15 protein-coding genes are annotated in these 20,485 nt (G+C 67.0%); 5 read left to right on the top strand and 10 right to left on the bottom strand.

The window, feature by feature from the left end; all coding sequences use genetic code 11:
- Positions 1-10 precede the first annotated feature (10 nt).
- Genes GJV37_RS26065 through GJV37_RS26085 form a run of 5 tightly spaced genes read right to left on the bottom strand, consistent with a single transcriptional unit; the run spans position 11 to position 5,311 of the window.
- A complete protein-coding gene (locus tag GJV37_RS26065; RefSeq protein WP_084357208.1) occupies positions 11-226 on the bottom strand; it encodes a formate dehydrogenase subunit delta in 216 nt (71 codons plus the stop codon).
- Positions 223-3,111, bottom strand: a complete 2,889-nt coding sequence (gene fdhF, locus GJV37_RS26070; RefSeq protein ID WP_084357207.1) for a formate dehydrogenase subunit alpha — start codon at positions 3,109-3,111, stop codon at positions 223-225. The genes GJV37_RS26065 and fdhF overlap by 4 nt, the downstream gene beginning before the upstream one ends.
- Positions 3,108-4,667: a formate dehydrogenase beta subunit gene (locus tag GJV37_RS26075; protein ID WP_193453105.1), complete on the bottom strand. Its 1,560-nt coding sequence runs from the start codon at positions 4,665-4,667 to the stop codon at positions 3,108-3,110. Before GJV37_RS26075 ends, fdhF begins: the two co-directional genes overlap by 4 nt.
- The gene (locus GJV37_RS26080) at positions 4,661-5,143 is read right to left on the bottom strand and encodes a formate dehydrogenase subunit gamma (RefSeq protein WP_065327895.1); all 483 of its coding nucleotides are present in this window, start codon (positions 5,141-5,143) and stop codon (positions 4,661-4,663) included. The genes GJV37_RS26075 and GJV37_RS26080 overlap by 7 nt, the downstream gene beginning before the upstream one ends.
- Positions 5,144-5,311: a hypothetical protein gene (locus tag GJV37_RS26085; protein WP_193453106.1), complete on the bottom strand. Its 168-nt coding sequence runs from the start codon at positions 5,309-5,311 to the stop codon at positions 5,144-5,146.
- A gap of 216 nt (positions 5,312-5,527) precedes the next feature.
- Between GJV37_RS26085 and GJV37_RS26090 the strand changes: the two genes are divergently transcribed.
- The 5 genes from GJV37_RS26090 (at position 5,528) to GJV37_RS26110 (ending at position 10,372) form a co-directional block, all read left to right on the top strand.
- Positions 5,528-5,893: a c-type cytochrome gene (locus GJV37_RS26090; RefSeq protein ID WP_024765872.1), complete on the top strand. Its 366-nt coding sequence runs from the start codon at positions 5,528-5,530 to the stop codon at positions 5,891-5,893.
- Positions 5,894-5,909: 16 nt separating this feature from the next.
- Entirely contained in the window at positions 5,910-7,304 is a 1,395-nt protein-coding gene (locus GJV37_RS26095; protein ID WP_425326847.1) for a D-arabinono-1,4-lactone oxidase, read from the top strand.
- A gap of 85 nt (positions 7,305-7,389) precedes the next feature.
- On the top strand, positions 7,390-8,598 hold the full coding sequence (locus tag GJV37_RS26100; protein ID WP_193453182.1) for a DSD1 family PLP-dependent enzyme: 1,209 nt from the start codon (positions 7,390-7,392) through the stop codon (positions 8,596-8,598).
- A 189-nt stretch (positions 8,599-8,787) separates the two neighbouring features.
- Positions 8,788-9,828, top strand: coding sequence for an AraC family transcriptional regulator (locus GJV37_RS26105; RefSeq protein ID WP_024765869.1), 1,041 nt, complete (start codon positions 8,788-8,790; stop codon positions 9,826-9,828).
- A gap of 91 nt (positions 9,829-9,919) precedes the next feature.
- Positions 9,920-10,372, top strand: coding sequence for a universal stress protein (locus tag GJV37_RS26110; protein WP_065327891.1), 453 nt, complete (start codon positions 9,920-9,922; stop codon positions 10,370-10,372).
- 24 nt (positions 10,373-10,396) lie between these two features.
- Here GJV37_RS26110 and GJV37_RS26115 read toward each other — a convergent pair whose 3' ends face one another.
- The 5 genes from GJV37_RS26115 to GJV37_RS26135 all read right to left on the bottom strand — a co-directional run bounded on the left by GJV37_RS26115 (position 10,397) and on the right by GJV37_RS26135 (position 20,250).
- Positions 10,397-11,710 (bottom strand): LLM class flavin-dependent oxidoreductase, encoded by a 1,314-nt coding sequence (locus GJV37_RS26115; RefSeq protein ID WP_037007423.1) that lies wholly within the window; start codon positions 11,708-11,710, stop codon positions 10,397-10,399.
- A gap of 7 nt (positions 11,711-11,717) precedes the next feature.
- Positions 11,718-14,045: a TonB-dependent receptor domain-containing protein gene (locus tag GJV37_RS26120; RefSeq protein ID WP_193453107.1), complete on the bottom strand. Its 2,328-nt coding sequence runs from the start codon at positions 14,043-14,045 to the stop codon at positions 11,718-11,720.
- A 153-nt stretch (positions 14,046-14,198) separates the two neighbouring features.
- Entirely contained in the window at positions 14,199-15,251 is a 1,053-nt protein-coding gene (locus GJV37_RS26125; protein WP_037014229.1) for an AraC family transcriptional regulator, read from the bottom strand.
- Positions 15,252-15,504: 253 nt separating this feature from the next.
- Entirely contained in the window at positions 15,505-17,178 is a 1,674-nt protein-coding gene (locus GJV37_RS26130) for an arylsulfatase (RefSeq protein ID WP_193453108.1), read from the bottom strand.
- 285 nt (positions 17,179-17,463) lie between these two features.
- Positions 17,464-20,250, bottom strand: a complete 2,787-nt coding sequence (locus GJV37_RS26135) for an ATP-binding protein (protein WP_193453109.1) — start codon at positions 20,248-20,250, stop codon at positions 17,464-17,466.
- Positions 20,251-20,485 lie beyond the last annotated feature (235 nt).

Here is a 20,485-nt window from a genome sequence, read left to right on the forward strand (position 1 = left end):
CGGTATTCGACTAAATCACCTTCTCGGCCAATGCCGCCCGCACCAGCGCATGCAGTTCATCGCCCGGATGCTGCTCCTGCCAGTCCTTGAGCTCGCGGCGCATCGCCGGCGTCCAGAAGTTCTGCAGGTGCTGCTGCACGCCCTGCACCGCCAGGTCGTGGTTCGACTCGGTGGAAAAGTACTGGCCGATCTGGTTGGCCATCTTGATCAGGTTATCCACGCTCATCGACGGGCCTCCGCTTTCTCCGTGTGGCGCCGTTCCTTGAGCAAGCGCCGCTGTTCGTCACTGAACGCCTGGTAGCGCTTCTGCCATTCCGAAGGCTGGAACACGCGCACCACTTCCACCGCGGTGACCTTGTATTCCGGACAGTTGGTGGCCCAGTCGGAATTGTCGGTGGTGATCACGTTGGCGCCGGATTCGGGGAAGTGGAAGGTTGTGTAGACCACGCCCGGCGCCACCCGCTCGCTGACCTTGGCGCGCAGCACCGTCTGCCCGGCGCGGCTGCCCACGCCAACCCAGTCGCCGTCGCTGATGCCGCGGCTCTCGGCGTCGCTGGGGTGGATTTCCAGGCGGTCCTCCTCGTGCCAGGCGACGTTGTCGGTGCGCCGGGTCTGCGCGCCGACGTTGTACTGGCTGAGGATGCGCCCGGTGGTGAGTAGCAGCGGGTAGCGGGCGTTGACCTTCTCTTCCGTGGGCACGTAGCCGGTGAGCATGAAGCGCCCCTTGCCGCGCACGAACTGCTCGATGTGCATGGTCGGTGTGCCATCGGGCGCGGCGTCGTTGCACGGCCATTGCAGGCTGCCGTGGCGGTCCAGTTCGGCATAGCTGACGCGGGTGAAGGTCGGCGTCAGGCGGGCGATCTCGTCCATGATCTGCGACGGATGCTGGTAGTCCATGGGGTAACCCAGGGCGTTGGCTAGCGCGATCGTGGCCTCCCAGTCTGCCTTGCCGCCCAGCGGCTCCATCACCTTACGCACGCGGGATATGCGCCGCTCGGCGTTGGTGAAGGTGCCGTCCTTCTCGAGGAAGGAGCTGCCCGGCAGGAATACATGGGCGAACTTGGCGGTTTCGTTGAGGAAGATGTCCTGCACCACCACGCACTCCATGGCGGAAAGAGCCGCGGTGACGTGCTGGGTGTTGGGGTCGCTCTGGGCGATGTCCTCGCCCTGGCAGTACAGCGCCTTGAAGGTGCCGCCCAGCGCTGCTTCGAACATGTTGGGGATGCGCAGGCCGGGGTCGGGCTGCAGGGTGACGCCCCAGGCCTGTTCGAACTGGCTGCGCACGGTCTGGTTGGAGATGTGCCGGTAGCCGGGCAGCTCGTGGGGGAAGGAGCCCATGTCGCAGGAACCCTGCACGTTGTTCTGGCCGCGCAGCGGGTTCACCCCGACACCTTCGCGGCCGACGTTGCCGGTGGCCATGGCGAGGTTGGCTATGCCCATCACCGCGGTGCTGCCCTGGCTGTGTTCGGTGACGCCCAGGCCATAGTAGATCGCCGCGTTGCCGCCGGTCGCGTAGAGGCGGGCGGCGGCGCGGATTTCCTCGGCAGGCACGCCGCAGACCGGGCCGAGCACTTCCGGGGCGTTCTCCGGCAGGCTGACGAAATCGCGCCAGCGGATGAAGTCGCTGGCCTCGCAGCGCGCATCGACGAAGTCCTGCTTGACCAGGCCCTCGCTGACGATGACGTGGGCCAGCGCGTTGAGCATGGCGACGTTGGTGCCGGGGCGCAGTTGCAGGTGCAGCTCGGCGCGGGCATGGGGCGAGTCGACCAGGTCGATGCGCCGGGGGTCGATGACGATCAGTTGCGCACCCTGGCGCAACCGGCGCTTGAGCTGCGAGCCGAACACCGGGTGTGCGTCGGTAGGGTTGGCGCCCATCACCAGCACCACGTCGGACTGCATTACCGAGTCGAAGCTCTGGGTGCCGGCGGATTCGCCCAGGGTCTGCTTCAGGCCGTAGCCGGTGGGCGAGTGGCAGACTCGCGCACACGTATCGACGTTGTTGTTGCCGAACGCCGCGCGCACCAGCTTCTGTACCAGGTAGGTTTCTTCGTTGGTGCAGCGGCTGGAGGTGATGCCGCCGATGGAGTCGCGCCCGTATTTCGTCTGGATGCGGCGAAATTCGCTGGCAGCATAGGTGACGGCTTCGTCCCAGCTGACTTCCTGCCAGGGGTCGCTGATGTGCTTGCGGATCATCGGCTTGGTGATGCGGTCCGGATGCGTGGCGTAGCCCCAGGCGAAGCGGCCCTTGACGCAGGAGTGGCCGTGGTTGGCCTGGCCGTTCTTGTCCGGGACCATGCGCACCAGCTGGTTGCCCTTCATCTCGGCGCGGAAGGAGCAGCCCACGCCGCAGTAGGCGCAGGTGGTGATGACAGCGCGCTCGGGCTGGCCGATCTCGACCACGCTCTTTTCCATCAGCGTAGCGGTCGGGCAGGCCTGCACGCAGGCGCCGCAGGAGACGCATTCGGAATCGAGGAAGTTCTCGCCACCGGCCGCCGCCACGCGCGAGTCGAAGCCGCGCCCAGAGAGGGTCAGGGCGAAGGTGCCCTGGATTTCCTCGCAGGCGCGCACGCAGCGGTTGCAGACAATGCACTTGCTCGGGTCGTAGTCGAAGTAGGGATTGGAAACGTCTTTCGCATCGCTCAGGTGGTTGGCGCCGTCGTAGCCGTAGCGCACCTCGCGCAGGCCGACCTGGCCGGCCACGGTCTGCAACTCGCAGTTGCCGTTGGCGGAGCAGGTCAGGCAATCCAGCGGGTGGTCGGAGATGTACAGCTCCATGACGTTGCGGCGCAGGCCCGCCAGCTTCGGCGTCTGCGTGCGCACCACCATGCCCTCGCTGACCGGCGTGGTGCAGGAGGCCGGGTAGCCGCGCATGCCGTCGATCTCCACCAGGCACATGCGGCAGGAGCCGAAGGCTTCCAGGCTGTCGGTGGCGCAGAGCTTGGGAATGCTGGTGCCCAGCAGCGCAGCGGCGCGCATCACCGAAGTACCGGCAGGGACGCTGATTTCGCGGCCGTCGATGCTCAGGCTGACCTGCACGTCGCTCTCGCGGGCGGGTGTGCCGAGGTCGATGTCACTCGTGCTGGACGTGGCAGGGTCGAAGAAATTGATCACGAGTCGGCCTCCGAAGTCGCCAGACCGAAGTCGGCGGGGAAGTGCTTGAGGGCGCTGGCCACGGGGAAGGCGGTCATGCCGCCGAGGGCGCAGAGCGAGCCGTATTGCATCGTGTCGCAGAGGTCGGTGAGCAGCCGCGCCTGTTCCTCGCGGGCGCTGAGGTCGGTGGCGGCGATCAGCCGGTCGACCACTTCCACGCCACGGGTCGAGCCGATGCGGCAGGGCGTGCACTTGCCGCAGGATTCCTCGGCGCAGAACTGCAGGGCGAAGCGTGCCATGCGTGCCATGTCGAGCGTGTCGTCGACGACCACCACGCCGCCATGGCCGAGCATGGCGCCGACGGCGGCGAAGGCTTCGTAGTCCAGCGGGGTGTCGAACTCCGAGGGCGGTACCCAGGCACCGAGCGGGCCACCGACCTGCGCAGCCTTCAGTGGTCGGCCGCTGGCGGTGCCGCCGCCGTAGCCTTCCACCAGCTCGCGCAGGGTCAGGCCGAAGGCACGTTCCACCAGCCCGCCGTGGCGTATGTTGCCGGCCAGCTGGAAGGGCATGGTGCCCAGCGAACGGCCCATGCCGAAGTCGCGGTAGTACTGTGCGCCCCTGGCCAGGATGATCGGCACCGAGGCCAGGGTGAGCACGTTGTGCACCAGCGTCGGCAGGCCGAACAGGCCTTGCAGCGCCGGTAGCGGCGGCTTGGCGCGGACCACGCCGCGCTTGCCTTCCAGGGAATCCAGCAGGGCGGTTTCCTCACCGCAGATGTAGGCGCCGGCGCCGACCCGCACTTCCAGCTCGAAGGCGCGGCCGCTACCGCAGACATCGTCGCCCAGGTAGCCGGCTTCGCGGGCGATCCTCAGGGCGAGGTTGAGTGTCACGATGGCGTCCGGGTACTCGGAGCGCACGTAGAGGTAGCCCATGCTCGCGCCGACGGCGAGACCGGCGATGGCCATGCCTTCGATCAGCAGGAAGGGGTCGCCTTCCATCAGCATGCGGTCGGCGAAGGTGCCGGAGTCGCCTTCGTCGGCGTTGCACACCACGTATTTCTGCGGGCCAACGGCGTCACGCACAGTGCGCCACTTGATGCCGGCGGGGAAGGCCGCGCCGCCACGGCCGCGCAGGCCGGAATCGAGCACGGCGGCGACGACGTCGGTGCCGTCCATGCCGATGGCACGGGCCAGGCCGTCGAAGCCGCCATGGGCACGGTAGTCGTCCAGCGACAGCGGCCGCGTGATGCCGGCGCGGGCGAACAGCAGGCGCTGCTGGGTCTTGAGGTAGGCAATCTCTTCCACCAGACCCAGGGCCAGCGGGTGGCGTGCAGGGGCGTCGGCCAGCGCATCGAAGAGGGACGGGACATCGGCTGCCGCCAGTGGACCGAAGCCCAGCCGGCCTTCGCTGCCGTCCATTTCCACCAGCGGTTCCAGCCAGTACAGGCCGCGCGAGCTGGTGCGCTGGATCTCCAGCGGAATCCGGCGTCGCTCGGCTTCGGCGACCAGGGCGTCGGTCACCTCATCGGCGCCCACCGCGCGGGCCAGCGAATCACAAGGGATGAACAGCTTCAACATGCGGCGTCCTCCCGGCAACCGTTCACCAGCTCGCGCAGGCGTTCGGCGGTGAGGCGCGCGTGCACCCGGCCGTCCAGCTCCAGGGCCGGCGAGCAGGCGCAGGCGCCCAGGCAATAGACCGGGCGCAGGGCGATGCGGCCGTCGGCGCTGGTGCCGTGGTCGTCCAGCCCGAGCTGTTCGCGCAGTTGTGCGGCGAGGGCTTCGGCGCCGCGGCTCTGGCACGACTCGGCGCGGCACAGGCGCAGCGTATGGCGGGCCGGGGGCGCAGTGCGGAAGTCGTGGTAGAAGCTGATCACCCCGCGTACCTCGGCGACGCTGAGGTTCAGGGCGTGGGCGATTTCAGGGAGGGCAGCGTCGGGGATGTAGCCGACGCAATCCTGGATGGCATGAAGCACTGGCAGCAGGGCGCCGGGCGTGGCTTTCAGGCGTTCCAGAACATCATGGATCAGGGGCAGGTGAAGCGAATCATCAGGCATTCAGCGCACCTCGATATCGCGGATGCCCGCCATGGGCGGCGATCCGGAATCCTTCGGCTGCGGCGTACCGGCCACGTCACGGGCTGCGTGGCTGTTCGGGGCGCCATTCTTATTATCCGGCCAGGCATCTGGGCGCGCCTGGTCCTCGATAGTATGGAAGCTTGCCATCCCTTGTGTTCAAGGATTGCACCGCAGCGACCCTGCGCATCCTGAAACCGACAGACCCTTAAACCGACAGACTGCCGAAACGGCCACGCTGTCCGCTCAGAGCCCCCTTGTTGGCCGGCAAAGCCCTCGGTCGCGAGCGGCGCTCGACTTAACCTGCTGCTGCCCATGACAACAAGAATCCGCGCCGTTCCCGCGCGCGGGAAGAAGGGGAGCACCATGCATAAACCCGCAACGGCCTGGCTGCCGTTTGCCCTGCTGGCCCTGGTCGGCCTGCTCGGCGGCTGTGGCGATGACGCCGCGCCGCCTACCCGCAACGCCGCCGCCCTGGCACCTGCCGATCCCGCGCTGGCGAAAATCTATGACAGCAGCTGCAAGCTCTGCCACGCCAACCCGGCGTCGGGAGCACCGCAGGCCGGCGATGCGAAAGCCTGGCAGCCCCGGGTCGCCCAGGGCGCCGACAGCCTGCTGGACCACAGCATCAATGGTTTCAAGGGCATGCCGCCGATGGGCATGTGCATGCAGTGCTCGGAAGACGAGTTCCTGGCGCTGATTTCCTTCATGTCCGGCCAATCGGTCCGGTAAGCGCGGGGTTGCTTGCATGTCTATTCATCTCACCCGCCGCCAACTCCTGCACAGCGCTGGCATTGCCGGCGCGTTCGCGGCGCTGTCGAGCAGCCCGCTGGCCGCCGAACTGGCCCGCGCGCCGCGGCTGATTCCCTGGCGCAACTGGTCCGGCGGGCAGAGCTGCCTGCCGGCGGCGCGCCTGGCTCCGCAGAGCCTCGACGAGCTGGTGCAGGTCATCCGCCAGGCCGAGGGCAAGGTGCGCCCGGTGGGGTCGGCGCACTCCTTCAGCGCCCTGGTGCCGACCGACGGCACGCTGGTCTCGCTGGCCTACTTCAATGGCCTGCTCGGCCACGATGCCGACACATTGCAGGCGGAATTCGCGGCCGGCACGCCGATGTCGCTCATGGGGCCGGCACTGAAGGAGGTCGGCCAGGCACTGCCGAACATGGCGGACATCGATTACCAGACCCTGGCCGGGGCGATCTCCACCTCAACCCACGGCACCGGAGTCAGCTTCGGCTCCTATTCCTCGCGCGTCACCGGCTTGCAACTGGTGACCGCCAGCGGCGAGGTGCTGGACTGCGATGCCCAGCGCCACCCCGAGGTGTTCAACGCCGCGCGGGTATCCCTCGGCGCCTTTGGCATCGCCACCCGCGTGCGCCTGCAGAACCGCCAGGCCTATCGCCTGCGCGAGCGGCAGTGGGTGGCCAGCACCGAGGAATTGCTGGAGGACGTGGAAAAGAACACCCGCGAGAACCAGCACTGGGAAATGCAGGTCATGACCCATTCCGACTATGCGCTGTCCATCGCCCTGAACGAGACCACCGACCCGGCCACGCCGCCGCTGGACCCGGCCGAGGAGGGCGGCAACCAGTTCGTCAGCATCATCGAGAACCTCGACAAGTACGGCAGCGACTTCCCCGCCGCGCGGCGCTTCCTGCTCAACAGCCTGCGCCATGTCGCCAGCTTCGACGACCGCGTCGGCGACTCCTACGACATCTACGCCAACGTGCGCAACGTGCGCTTCAACGAGATGGAATATTCGGTCCCGGCGGAACACGGGCCGGCCTGCCTGCGCGAGATTCTGAAGAAGATCAACGACAAGGACCTGCGCACCTGGTTCCCCATCGAATACCGCTACGTGAAGGCCGACGACATTCCGCTGAGCATGTTCGAAGGCCGCGACAGCTGCTCCATCTCCGTGCACCAGCACTACAGCATGGACCACCACAACTTCTTCGCCGCCATCGAACCGATCTTCTGGAAGTACGCCGGCCGGCCGCACTGGGGCAAGCTGCACACGCTCAACGCGCGCACGCTGCAACCGCTGTACCCGCGCTGGAAAGAGTTCACCGAAGTGCGCCGCGAGCTGGACCCGCAGGGCAAGTTCCTCAATGCCCACCTGTCATCGATCCTGGGCGTGGCCTGACAAGGAAGAACAACCCATGAAACGACGCCATTTCATCGTCGGTGCGGCCGGGGCAGGTGTTCTGCTCGTCGGCGCCGGTGCCTGGCTGCGACCGTCCGACCACGGCGTGCCATACGACGACTACTTCGCCCGGCTGAACCGCGAACTGCGCGAGCACGGGCCGATGCGCCCGGTGATGCTGATCGACCTCGACCGCCTGGACCACAACGTCGACGTGGTGATGCAGTCGGTGGCGCGCACCGGCAAGCACCTGCGCGTGGTGGAGAAGTCCCTGCCGTCGCCGCAGTTGCTCGACTACATCGCCCAGCGCGCCGGCACTCGGCGGATGATGTCGTTCCACCAGCCGTTCCTCAATCACGATGCCGAGCGCTTTCCCGATGCCGACCTGCTGCTGGGCAAGCCACTGCCGGTCGGCTCGGCACAGCAGTTCTACGAGGAACTTCGCGGCCCGTTCGACCCGACGAAGCAGCTGCAATGGCTGCTCGACACCCCCGAGCGGCTGCAGCAGTACCTGGCGCTGGCGCAAGGGCGCAACACCCGCCTGCGGATCAACATCGAACTGGACGTCGGCCTGCACCGTGGCGGTGTAGCGGACCACGCGACGCTGGACAGGATGCTCACGATCATCGGCGCCAACCCGCAGCACCTGGAGTTTGCCGGGTTCATGGGCTACGACCCCTTCGTCGGCATGGGCGTGCCCGAGGTGCTGGGCTCCTCCGAGGAGCTTTTCGCCAAGGTCATGACGCTCTACGACGGCTTCGTCGACTACGCCCGCACCCGCCATGCGCCTCTGTGGAAGCCGGAGCTGACGCTCAATACCGCCGGCAGCCCGAGCTACAGGATGCACGAGAACGAACGCACCAGCACCGAAGTGTCGGTGGGTTCGGCGCTGGTCAAGCCGACCCACTACGACCTGCCGTCGCTGGTGGACCACCAGCCGGCTGCCTTCATCGCCACGCCAGTCCTCAAGAGCACCGGCCCGGTGCGGATTCCGGCACTGGACGACAAGTCGGCACTGTTCTCCTGGTGGGATGCCAACCAGCGCGAGACCTTCTTCGTCTACGGCGGCAACTGGATGGCCGAACCCGAGTCGCCCAGGGGGTTGCAGTTCAACGGCCTTTACGGGCGCAGCTCGAACCAGGAGATGGTCAACGGCTCCAGCGCCGTGAACCTGAAAGTGGACGACCAGATGTTCCTGCGCCCGACCCAGTCCGAGTCGATCCTGCTGCAGTTCGACGACCTGCTGGCGATACGCGGGGGGCGCATCGTCGAGCACTGGCCGGTCTACAGCTGAGCGGCGCAGCGTTGGCGTTGGGCGGGCGGCATGGAGCCGTCCGCCCGCGCCAGCGGGGCATTGCGCGAGGTCGTCTGTAATATTCTGTTACGCCCGCTCTTGGCGAGCCTGCGAAAGCGTTATGATGCGGCCATCCTGCGCCGCCCACATGACAAGAATCGCCGGCGCCCCCGCTCGAGAGCAGCCTACATGCCCAGCACAAGCATCGACGCGCAATTCGACCTGGCCCTGGTTTCACCTTTCCTGCTGCAGACCCTCGCCGAAGTCGCCAGTGACCAGGGAGTGAGCAGCGAACGCCTGTGCCGCGGGCTCGGCTTTACCGCCGAGGAGCTGCAGGACCCGGCGCAGCGCGTCACCTACCGGCAGACGGTGGCGATGATCCAGCGAGCCCTCGCGGCGCTGCCCGAGCGTGGCCTGGGGCTCTGGGTCGGCCATCACAACGTGCTGGGCACACTCGGCCTGCTTGGCCACGTACTGTCCCTCTGCAAGACCCTGCGCGACGCCTTCGAGGTGGGCCGGCGCTTCCAGCACACCACTGGCGGCATTGCGCTGTGCAACCTGATCGAGGGGCCCGAGGAAAGCTTCATCGAAGTCGAATGCCGGTTGCCCTACGCCGACATCCAGGTGTTCGCCGTGGAAGAGTTCTTCGCCAGCCTGCTGGTCTACAACCGCACGCTGATCGGGCCCCAGTTTCAGCCCCTGCGTTTCGAGTTCACCCATGCCGCACCGGTCTATGAGGCCGAGTACCGCCGGCTGCTCGGGCCGAACCTGCAATTCGGTTGCCTGCACAACCGGGTGGTCATCGCCAGCCACTGGCTGGATGTGCAACTGCCCAGCCACCACCCGGTCGCGCTGCGCCAGGCGCTCAGCCTGCTGGAGGGGGAGTACGCCCAGGTGCAGCAGAAGACCGGCCTGCTGGAAACGGTGGAGCGTGCCATCGCTCGCGACCTGGCCAACGGCAGCCCCATCGACAAGGTTGCAGGCGAGCTGAACATGAGCAGCCGTACCTTGCGTCGCCGCCTGAGCGAGCACGGGATGAGCTTCGACGCCCTGCAGGAACAGGTGCGCCACGCACGCGCCATGAGCCTGCTGAACAACCCGGAGATGCCCATCGAGCGCATCGCCGAGGCGCTCGGCTACAGTGATGTGCGCGGCTTCCGCCGGGCCTTCAAGCGCTGGACCGGGCAGAGCCCGTCCGCCTGCCGCGACGAGGCGATGCCGGCGCACTGAAGCACCGCTGGGCGATTACATTGACGCGGCACAAGGGTGCTGCCGGCCTGTGCGGTTAAGGTCGTAGTGCCCATTCAACGAGGAGCACAGCATGTACGAGCACGTACTGGCTGCCGTCGACGGCAGCCCCGTTTCCCTCAAGGCCCTGGCCGAAGGCGCAAGGCTGGTCCGCATGAGCGGTGGTGAACTGCATGTCATCACCATCGTCGATCGCCCGCTCGGCCATCTGCCTTACTACGCCAAGTATTACGACGCCGAGGCCCTGCAAGCCGCCGCACTCAAGGCCGCCGACGATATCCTGAGCAAGGCGCGGGACGTGGTGGCCGAATACGCCGTGCCGGCCACTTACCAGCGGGTCAGCATGGAAACTGCCGGTGAGGAAGTGGCCGATCGCATCGAGCGCGAGGCCGACGCCGTCAAGGCCGACGCCATCGTCATGGGCACCCACAGCCGCCGCGGCGTGCGCCGGCTGATGCTGGGCAGCGTGGCCGAAGGCGTGCTGCAATCGAGCCAGCGACCGGTGCTGCTGGTGCGCGACCTGTAGTGAACCGCTGGCGCGGTGGCTGGCCTATCGACGCTCCGGCCGCTGCAGCCCGAGGTGTTCGCGCAACGTGCTACCGCGGTATTCGCGACGGTACAGCCCGCGCTTCTGCAACTCCGGCACCACCAGTTCCACGAAGCTGTCCAGGCCATTGGGCAACAGCGGCGGCATGATGTTGAAGCCGTCGGCGGCGCCGGCGCTGAACCAGGCTTCCAGATGGTCGGCGATCTGCTTGGGGTCGCCGACCAGCGTGCAGTGCCCACGTGCCCCGGCTGCCCGCAGGTAGAGCTGGCGCAACGTCAGCTTTTCCCGGCGCGCCAATTCGACGAACAGCGCCTGCCGGCTCTTCATCGCATTGCTGGGTGGCAGCTCCGGCAGCGGGCCATCCAGCGGGAAACGGGACAGGTCCAGCCCGCCGGCCATGCCTGAGAGCAGGGCGAGCCCCAACTGCGGTTCTATCAGCCCCTGCAGCTCGGCGTGGAGGTCTTCGGCTTCGCTCTGCGTCCGTCCGATCACCGGGGAGATTCCCGGCATGATCTTCAGTTCGTGGGCTTCGCGTCCGTAACCGGCCAGACGCCCCTTCAGATCGCTGTAGAAGGCGCGTGCATCCTCCAGCGTCTGCTGGGCGGTGAACACCACCTCGGCGGTGCGCGCGGCCAGGGCCTTGCCCGGTTCCGACGAGCCCGCCTGTACCAGCACCGGGTGGCCCTGCGGCGAGCGCGGCTGGTTCAGCGGGCCGCGCACGCGGTAGTAGTCGCCATGATGGGCGAGGGTGCGCAGTTGCTCCGGGTCGAAGTAGCGGCCGCTGAGCTTGTCGCGGCGGAAGGCGTCGTCGGCGAAGCTGTCCCACAGGCCGCGGGCCACATCGATGAACTCCTCGGCGCGGGCGTAGCGGTCGGCGTGGTCGAAATGCTGCTCCAGGCCGAAGTTCTGTGCTTCCTGGTCCGTCGCCGAGGTCACCAGGTTCCAGCCGGCACGGCCGCCGGACAGGTGATCGAGCGAGGCGAAGCGGCGCGCCAGCAGGTAGGGATCGTTGTAGCTGGTGGAGACGGTGGAAATCAGGCCAATGCGCTCGGTCACCGAGGCCAGCGAAGCGAGGAGCATCAGTGGATCGAATACCTCGCCGAGGGTGGTGTGCGCGGCCAGTTCATTGCTGCCGAGCAGGGCGAGGTTGTCGGCGAAGAAGATCGCGTCGAACAGGCCGCGTTCGGCGGTCTGCGCCAGGCGGCGGAAGTGTGCGAAGTCCAGGGCGCCGGCGGGTGCCAGCGGGTGGCGCCAGGCGGCCAGGTGGTGACCGCTGCCCATCAGGAAGGCGCCGAGGCTGATCTGTGTCTGGCTCATATGTACCTCAGAAGTCGTAGCGCAGGGTCACGCCGGTCACGCGCGGCTGGCCGGGATAGCCCACGTACAGGCCGTTGGAGGAAGCGATTACTGCCTGGTAGTACTCCTTGTCGAAGGCGTTCTTCACCCACAGGGAGGCGTCCAGCAGCCCGTCGCCGACTTCGTGGCGCAGGCCCACCGAGAAGTTGGCCAGGCCATAGCCGGGGATCTTCGACAGGCTGGAGTTGTCCAGCGTGCCCTCGGCCTCGGAGCGGTAGGCGTAGCTCGCGGTGACATAGGGCTCGAAGCGGTTGTCCAGTTGCCACTTGTATTCGCCGTTGAGGTTGGCGATCCAGCGCGACGCGCCCATCACCCGCTCGCCGGAGAGATCGCAGGTGGCCGGCGCGCCGGGCTGGCTGCTGACTTCGGCCGGGCAGGGGGCGTCCTTGAACGACAGATAGGTGACATCGTTGAACGAGCCGTTGAAGTTCACGGTCAGGCCTCGCAGCGGCAGCGCGGTGGCTTCGAACTCCAGGCCGCGCGAACGCAGGTCGCCGGCGTTGGCCAGTACCTGGTAGCCGGTCAGCGAGCCGGCGGGCTGGTAGTAGGTGGTGGCCTGGTAGCCGGTGATGCCGGTCCAGAACAGGTTGGCGTTGAGCTGCAGGCGACGGTCGAAGAGCGTGCTCTTGATCCCCAGTTCCGCATCGTTGGCGCGCTCGGGACCGACCAGCAGGGAGTCGGCACCAGCGCTGGGGGCACTGCCGATGGTGAGGTTCACCCCGCCGGACTTTTCGCCGTGGGACAACGAGGCGTAGCCCAGCAGATTGTCGTCGAACTTGTAGCTCAGGCTGAGCAGTGCCGAGGGCGCGGCGTTGTGCAGGCTGAGGTCGCCGGAGTCGTAGGCGCCGGCCTGGCTGGCGCGGATCGCCGCCGGCAGGCCGCCGACCGGAGCGCCGCCCATGGGGGCGGAGCGCTCGACCTGCGCCTGCTTCTCTTCATAGGTGCCGCGCAGGCCGAGGGTGAAGTCCAGCTTGTCGCTCAGGTGCCAGGTGCCCTGGGAGAACAGGGCGAAACTGTCGGTGTCGATCCAGCCCTTGCTGGTGCTGCTGACGTTGTTCAGCGCATTGAGGTTGGCGCCGATCAGGTTGAGGTCGGCCAACGGGCCGAGGTCGACGAAATAGCGGTTGTTCAGGCTCTGGCGGAAGGCGTACGCGCCCACCACATAGTCGAAGGTACCGCCGGTGGGCGAGGCCAGGCGGATTTCCTGAGAGAACTGGCGGTCGTGGATTTCGTAACCCAGGTCGCGGATTACCGGCACGTCCAACTCGTCCGAATCGTTGGCCGGGTTGAAGTGCCAATAGCGATAGGCGCTGATGGAGGTCAGCTTGTAGCCGCCGTCGAGGTTCCAGTTGGCTTCCACCGAGCTGGCGTTCTGGTGGACGCTGACGTTCTGCCGGCCGTCGATGTTGGATTTGCCCTCCACCGGATGGGCGCCCACCAGGGCTGCGCGGCGCCAGAACTGACTGGAGCCGCCGTAGATCACGCCGCTGCCCTGGCTGGAGTTCTCGCTGTTGTATTCGTTGATCCAGCGCAGGCTGAAATCATCGTTGGGCTGGAACAGCAACTGGCCGCGTACGCCTTCGCGCTCGCCGCCCAGGAGGGTGCGGCCGTCGGCAAGGTTTTTCAGGTAGCCATCGTCGCGGGTGCGGTAGAGCGACAGCCGCCCGGCCAGGGTCTCTGTCAGCGGGCCGGAGAAACTGCCCTTGCCCTGGAAGTAGCCGTTCTCGCCGCCGGAGGTTTCGATACTGCTTTCGGGGGTGAAGGTCGGTTTGCGCGTGGTGATGTTCAGTACACCGGCGGTGGTGTTCTTGCCGAACAGGGTGCCCTGCGGACCACGCAGCAGGTCGAGTTGTTCGATGTCCATCAGGTCGAACACCGCCATGCCGGGGCGGCCGAGGTAGACGTTGTCCAGGTAGATCCCGGCGGAACCTTCCAGGCCGTCGCTGGCCGGGTTGTTGCCGATACCGCGCACGGCCAGGCTCGACTGGCGCGCGTGGATGTAGGCGACGTTCACGCTGGGCAATGCCTGCTGCAGGTCCTGGATCTTGTAGATGCGCTGCTTGTCGAGGGTGTCGCCGCTGAGCGTGGTGATCGGCGTCGGCACGTCCTGAGCGTTTTCCTCGCGGCGGCGGGCGGTCACGGTGACCGTCTGCAGGGCATCGGTAACGGCTTGGCCGTCGTTGCCGACGGCGCTCTGCCCATCGGCGGCGGCATTGCCAGCGGCCAGCAGCAGCGCCAGGGTCAGTGGGTGCAGCGCCAGGCCGGTGCGGCTGGCGCGCGAAGGGAGTCTATGCATGGCTTGTCCTTGCAGCAAGGCCGTGGCACGCACGGCTGGAAGTCGGCGGAGCGGGGGCTGGTCACCCCTCTGGTCGCCGATGCTAGGCAAGCTCACTCGAAGACGATGGGCTTTGGCGGACAATCCATGGTCCGCCGCAGACAGATACCGGTCTCACAACGCCAGGGCGAAGCCGCCGGTTGGCCGGACGGCGGCCGGTGACTCGGCCAGGCCCAGTTCGCCCTGGCGCCATTGCCCCGGGCTCTGGCCGGTCCAGCGGCGGAATGCACGGTTGAAGCTGCTGGGCTCGTTGAAGCCCAGCCGGTAGCAGACTTCGTTGACCGAGCAGTGAGGCTGGCGCAGGTGCGCGAACGCCAGTTCACGGCGTGTTTCCTCCAGGAGCTCGGTAAAACTGGTGGCATGACGCAGCAGGTGGCGATGCAGGTTGCGCGTGCTCATGCCCAGTTCCTCGGCGACCAGCCCCTGCTGGACTTCGCCGCTGGGCAGTTGGCGCACGATGGATTGGCGGACCTGCTCGGGCAGGTCGTGGCCGGACAGGCGCTTGAGGTAGCTGTTGAGGCTGCCATCGAGGATCTGCGCCAGCTCGCGGTTCCCGCTGCGCAGCGGGATTTCCAGTAGCGCCGGGTCGTAGTCTACGGCGTTGTGTGCAGCATCGAAGACCAGGCGCTGGCCGAAACGCGCTTCCCAGGCGTCGGCGTCGATGGGGCGGGGCCGCGCCAGGTGTACGCAACGCACCACGCCCAGGCCCCAGATCGGCGTGGCATGCCGCAGTCCGGAAGCGAGCAGTGCCTCGGTGGCCATCTGCTCGACCTGTGCGCGGGGGATGCGCCGGTAGATCAGGCGGCAGACTCCGTCGCCGCGCTCCAGGCTGACCTGGCCGGACGTGCTGACCACGGGGGAAAAGCGCACCACGCGCTCCAGCGCTTCGCCGACGGTGGCGCTGCTTTGCAGGGCGAACAGCAGGCCATGGAAGTCCGTGGGCAGGCTGTGCGCGGCGACTTCAAGGCCGAACGCCGGATCGCCGGTGGTGCGCTCCACGGCGCGCCACAGGGCGCTCATGCGCTCGAGCGGAATGCGAAGGTTGGCGTCCTGCAACTGTGCCGGGTCGATGCCGGCGGTGCGCAGCAGGGGTCTGGGATCGTGTCCGTGGGCCTGCAAGGCACGGGCGATGACCTGGGCCCAGGTGGCTATGGTGTCGGCATGCATGTGCGCTACTCCCTGGGTAAAGGCCCGCGCCGCTCTGCGACAGTCGTTTGCGACGGAGGGAGCGCCATGATGGCAAGCATTTTTTAGCTCATGAAGGAATTATTTTTATTATTTAAATAACTGAAATGCCTAAGTGGAGCCCGTTGCGGGTTGTGACCACGACGATGCGTTTTCAGCATGGAAAATATGCCTGGCGGGTTGCGGCGCAGGGGCGTGCGCCGTGGTCCCGGAAAACCGCCGGTATCGCCGGTGCTCACAATGTTCTTGGCTGTCGCGTGAAGACGCGCAGCAGACCACGCGCCAGCTCGCGGAACAGGCGGCCGGCGAAGCTGAAGTCGAGCACACCGGTTTCGTCGACATAGCGCTGCCATTGCTCCACCAGAGCGCGCAGGCGTTCCGGCTCCTGCCGGGCAAGGTCGTGGATCTCCCCCGGATCGCGCGCGAGGTCGTAGAGCTGCCAGCGCCCCGGACCGTCAGGCTTGGGAATATACAGCGCCTTCCAGCGGCCCTGGCGGATGGCACGAGCGCGGAACAGCTCCCAGCCGGTGGTTTCGTCCTGCGCGTGCGGCTCGGTTTCTTGTCCCTGAAGGTACGCCAGCAGCGAACGGCCACGGATCGGCAACACCTCGCGGCCCTGGTAGTGGGGGCCCGGATGGCGCGTGTCGGCCAGTTCCAGGAGGGTCGGCACGATGTCCATCACCGTGGCGAAGGCATGGCTGATGGTTCCCTGCAGATGCAGCCCGGGCCAGGTGATGAAGGCTGGAACGCGGATGCCGCCCTGACTGGTGAAGAGTTTGAATTGGCGCGAGGGGGCGGTGGCCGCCTGGGCCCAGCGTGGACCATACCAGACATAGGAGTTGGCGCGGCCCACGTTCTCCAGGCGATTGTCGTAATGCTTGGCGATGAAGCGCTGGGCGCGCTTGCCGACGATGGGCAGGGCTTCGAGCGCTGCACCTTCGGCGCCGTTGTCGGAGAGGAACACGATCACTGTGTTGTCCAGTTCGCCGCTGGTGCGCAGGTGCTCGATGACCCGGCCGACGTTCCAGTCCAGGCGATCGACCATGGCGGCATAGACCTCCATGGCGCGGGCCGACTGTTGCCTGCCTGCGTCATCCAGTTCGTGCCAGTTCGGTGTGTCGGCTACTACCGGGTGGGCTTCAACGTCTTCGGCGATCAACCCCAGCTCCTTCAGCCGCGCCAGACGCTGTTCGCGCAGCACATCGGGACCGCCGTCGTAGCGCCCCTTGTACTTGCTGATCAGCTCGTCCGGCGCCTGTAATGGGAAGTGCGGGGCGGAAAAGGGCAGGTAGGCGAAGAAGGGCCGTCCATCGTCCGTCCGGCGCTCGTCCAGGTAGTCGAGCAGGCGGTCGGTGAAGGCATCGGAGGAATAGAAATCCTCCGGCAGTTCGCTTACCGGGTCGAGGCCATCGCGGTAAGTGCCTTCCACCGCATGCAGCAGGCGCGGCATCTTGTGTGGCACCACGTCGGGCGACCAGCCGTAGTGGTTGTGTGCGGCCCCTTCCAGGATGAACGAACGCTCGAAACCGCGTGCCGCCGCCGAGGTCTCCGCCGTACGGCCCAGATGCCATTTGCCGGAGATCAGCGTGTGGTAGCCGGCGTCGCGCAACAGCTCGGCGAGGGTCACCACGCGCCGGTTGAGGTGGCCTTCGTAGCCGGGGTTGCGGCGGATGGTCTCGTCGCTGAATTCGGCCATCGCTCCGATGCCGGCGAGATGATGGTCGGTGCCGGTCAACAGCATGGCGCGGGTCGGCGAGCAGGCAGACGCTGCATGGAAATCGGTGAGACGCAGGCCAGCCGTGGCCAGGGCATCGAGGTTCGGTGTGTCGATCTCGCCGCCGAAGGCGCCAAGGTCGGAGAAACCCAGGTCGTCGGCAACGATCAGCAGGAAGTTCGGGCGTTTGCTCATGGTCGTCTCAGGCAGGTGGTGCGGTGCATCGTGAGGGCTGGCAGCTACGCGCGATGGGCGCTTCGCAGCCTGTTTCCCTGGCTTGAGTGCAGCCTGGGGAAGCTCCTTTTCCGGCATATCCAGGAAGATATCGATGCCTTCAAGCGATAAGAGCGCCCATTAAGGACGCCCTTGTGCGAACGCGCCATTGCCTTCGGCGAATACTTTTCATGCCTTATCGGCATCGAACACGACCGCCCGCACAGGCGGGCTTTCCGGGTCGCCGGGCTTGGGAAGGGGGATCAGTCAGTTGCCGGCGGAGTCACACAGCTCGAGGCAGCGCCGCGCCCGTTGCTGATCGGGCGAGTCGAAGCCTTCGGTGAAGCGACGGTAGACCGGCTGCAGCAGTTGCCGCGCGGCTTCCGATCGGCCCTGCGTGTGCCACAGCCCCGCCAGGCAGGTGGCCGAGCGCAGTTCCCAGGCCAGCGCACCTTGTTCCTGGGCCAGCGCCAGGGCGCGGCTCAGCAGGGTTTCCGCGCCGAGCAGGGATTCGCGGTCGTCGCGCTCGAGCAGGGCAACGGCTTCATTGCGCAGGATTTCCGGCGCACACCAGCCTGCGGCGCCAGTTCTTGCACGCATCAACTGGGCCGGGTCTGCGGGCAGGGGACGGCCGCCGAGGGTTTGCACGATGTCGCGCACCAGGCCGACCGCGGGGGCGCCGGGTGAGTCCTCGAAGCGCATGGCCCAGGCATAGTGCCGCGCCCAGTCGGTGAACAGCGGAACGCGGTGGCGCTCGGCGACCTCGACCATCTGCCGCACGCGTTGACGAGCCTTGTCGAGTTCGCCGTTATAGAAAGCGATGACGCAACCGGCCGCGGCGAGGCTGTAGGCGATGGAGGCGCTGTGGTCGATTTCGCAGGCCAGTTCGATGGCCTGCGCTGCCATACGCTCCGCCTGTTCCGGCAGGCCGCGCAGCCAGAGCGTGCGAGCCTGGGTGGCCAGGGAAGCGACCTGCTGGTCGTATTGCACGCCCAGGCACGGAGCGAAGCGGTTCGCCTGCCGCTGTTGTTCCAGGCGCTCAAGTACGTCGTCGCCGACGGACTGGGCCAGTACCTGATTCCCCGAGTAATGCAGCGCCAGTACCTTCAGGCGCAGTGCGCTGGTGGCGAGTATCTCGCCCTGGCCGCTGCTCAGGCGGTCGAAGTGCTGGCTATGCTCGGCCGCCAACTGGTACTGGCCGGCCCACAGCAGCACCGCCAGGCCACCCGACAGCGCGGTGAGCTCGCCAGGGCGGTCACCGATCTGCTGGGCGAGGAACCGCGCGTTCTGGAAGGCCTCGTTCGCCTGGCTGTTGCGCACGTCGTGATAGGTGGTGTTGCCCAACGCCAGCTCCAGGCGCATGGCCAGCTCCAGCGATGAAGCGGATTGTGCGCCGAGCAGGCCCAGTGCGGCGCTCACGTGGGGGCCGTACTCGTGCAGCAGCGACAGCTCCTGCCACAGCGGTGACGAACAGGCCGCGAGATGGATCGCCAGGGTGTGCCGGACCTCGGCGTGCAGGCCCCAGTCGAGCGCGGCGCGAACATCGGCGAGCCATGGCGCGTGGCGTTGCAGCCAGCCCTGGGACGCCGACCGTTCCCACTCATCCTGCGCGGCCTGCATCGCGCGCTCGCAGAGTTCCAGATGACGCTCCCGGGCTTCGTGGAGTTCGCCGGTGGCCTCGAGTTTTTCCAGCGCGTAAAGACGGGTTGGTTCGAGCAGTCGGTAGGTGACTTCGTCGCCGCGAACCTCGGTGCTCAGCAGCGACTTGGCCGTCAGGTGATTCACCAGCAGGAAGGCCGTGCCCAGGTCCGCCGGTTGGCCGAGGGCCGCGGCGACGGAGTCCAGCGTGAAGCTGCCGCGAAAGACGCTGAGGCGCCGCAGGCAGGATTGCTCCGCGGGACGCAGCAGCGCGTAACTCCAGTCGAGCATCGCGCGCAGGTGTTGGTGGCGATCGGATTGCAGCGGCAGGTCGAGGTAGCCACCCTGCAATAACGCATCGATGCTGCCGTCGGCCTGGCCCAGGTGCCCGGCGGCGAGTTCCAGCGCCAGCGGAATGCCCTCCAGGCGCCGGCAGATTTCGCCGACCCGCGGCAGGTCCTCGGGGCGGAATTCGAACTCTTCGTGGGTCTCCTTCGCCCGCTCGATGAGCAGCGCCACTGCCGGGTAGGCGAGGGCGTCCTCGATGCTGGCGACCTGCGCTGGTGGGCAACCGAGCGGCCGCAGCGGCTGGATGTGCTCGCCGGTGGCGCGCAGGCTTTCGCGGCTGGTGGCGAGGATATGCATCTGCGGCGCATGGCGCAGCAGGCACTCCACCAGATGCGCGGCGGCTTCGATCAGATGCTCGCAGTTGTCGATGAGCAGCAGCATCTGCCGGTCGGCGACCTGGGTGCAGATCTGTTCCAACGATTCGCCTGCCAGTCCCGGAATGCCCAGGGCACTGGCGAGGGTGCTGTTCAACGGCCGTGCGTCCTGCAACGGGGTCAGGTCGAGCATGCGGATGCCGTGGCGGTACTGGCCGATGAAACGCTCGGCGGCCTGCAGGGCGAGGCTGGTCTTGCCGATGCCGCCGCTGCCCACCAGGCTGATGCAGCGGCGTTGCGGCAGTTCGGCAACCAGGCGCTCCAGCTCCGTTTCGCGCCCCAGCAGGCGATTGCGCCGCGGCGGCAGATTGTGGTTCGCCGCGGCCCCCGGGTCGTGGGCCGGCGTGGATTGCGTCGAAGCGGTCAGCGGCTCGACGAAGCTGTAGCCACGCAATGCCACCGTGACGATGAAGCGCCGGCCATTCTGGCCATCGCCCAGGGCTTTGCGCAGGGCGGCCATGTGCACCCGCAGGTTGCCTTCGTCGATGTCCTGGCCGGGCCAGGCGCGGGCCAGCAGTTCGCCCTTGCTCACCACCTGGCCGGCGCGCTCCAGCAGCGCCAAAAGGATGTCCAGTGCACGCTGGCCCAGGCGCAGCGGACGGCCGGCCTCGAGGATCATGCGTGAGGTGGGGAATATCTGGTAGGGGCCGAAATGAAGCACGGTTTCGACCGTCGCCACGGGCTCGGGAGTCATCGTCTGGTCGTCGCTTTCGCACGCTGGGGCAGGTTTCGCGCCGGCCCAGGTGCTCGCCCTGGTGGCGCAGGTCCATCGACTCTGCGGTCGATTGGCCATTCTTTTTGTGAATGACACTCAGGGTAAACGACGGCTCGGCGTTGGGCCATCCTGTGTCGGCGAGCCTGATCCGGACATTTTTCCTAATAACGATTAACGCCGCGTTCACCTCGACATTGCCTTTCGGGTGTCCTGC

This window comes from Pseudomonas nitroreducens (assembly GCF_010994165.1).
Classification (GTDB): Bacteria; Pseudomonadota; Gammaproteobacteria; order Pseudomonadales; family Pseudomonadaceae; genus Pseudomonas; species Pseudomonas nitroreducens.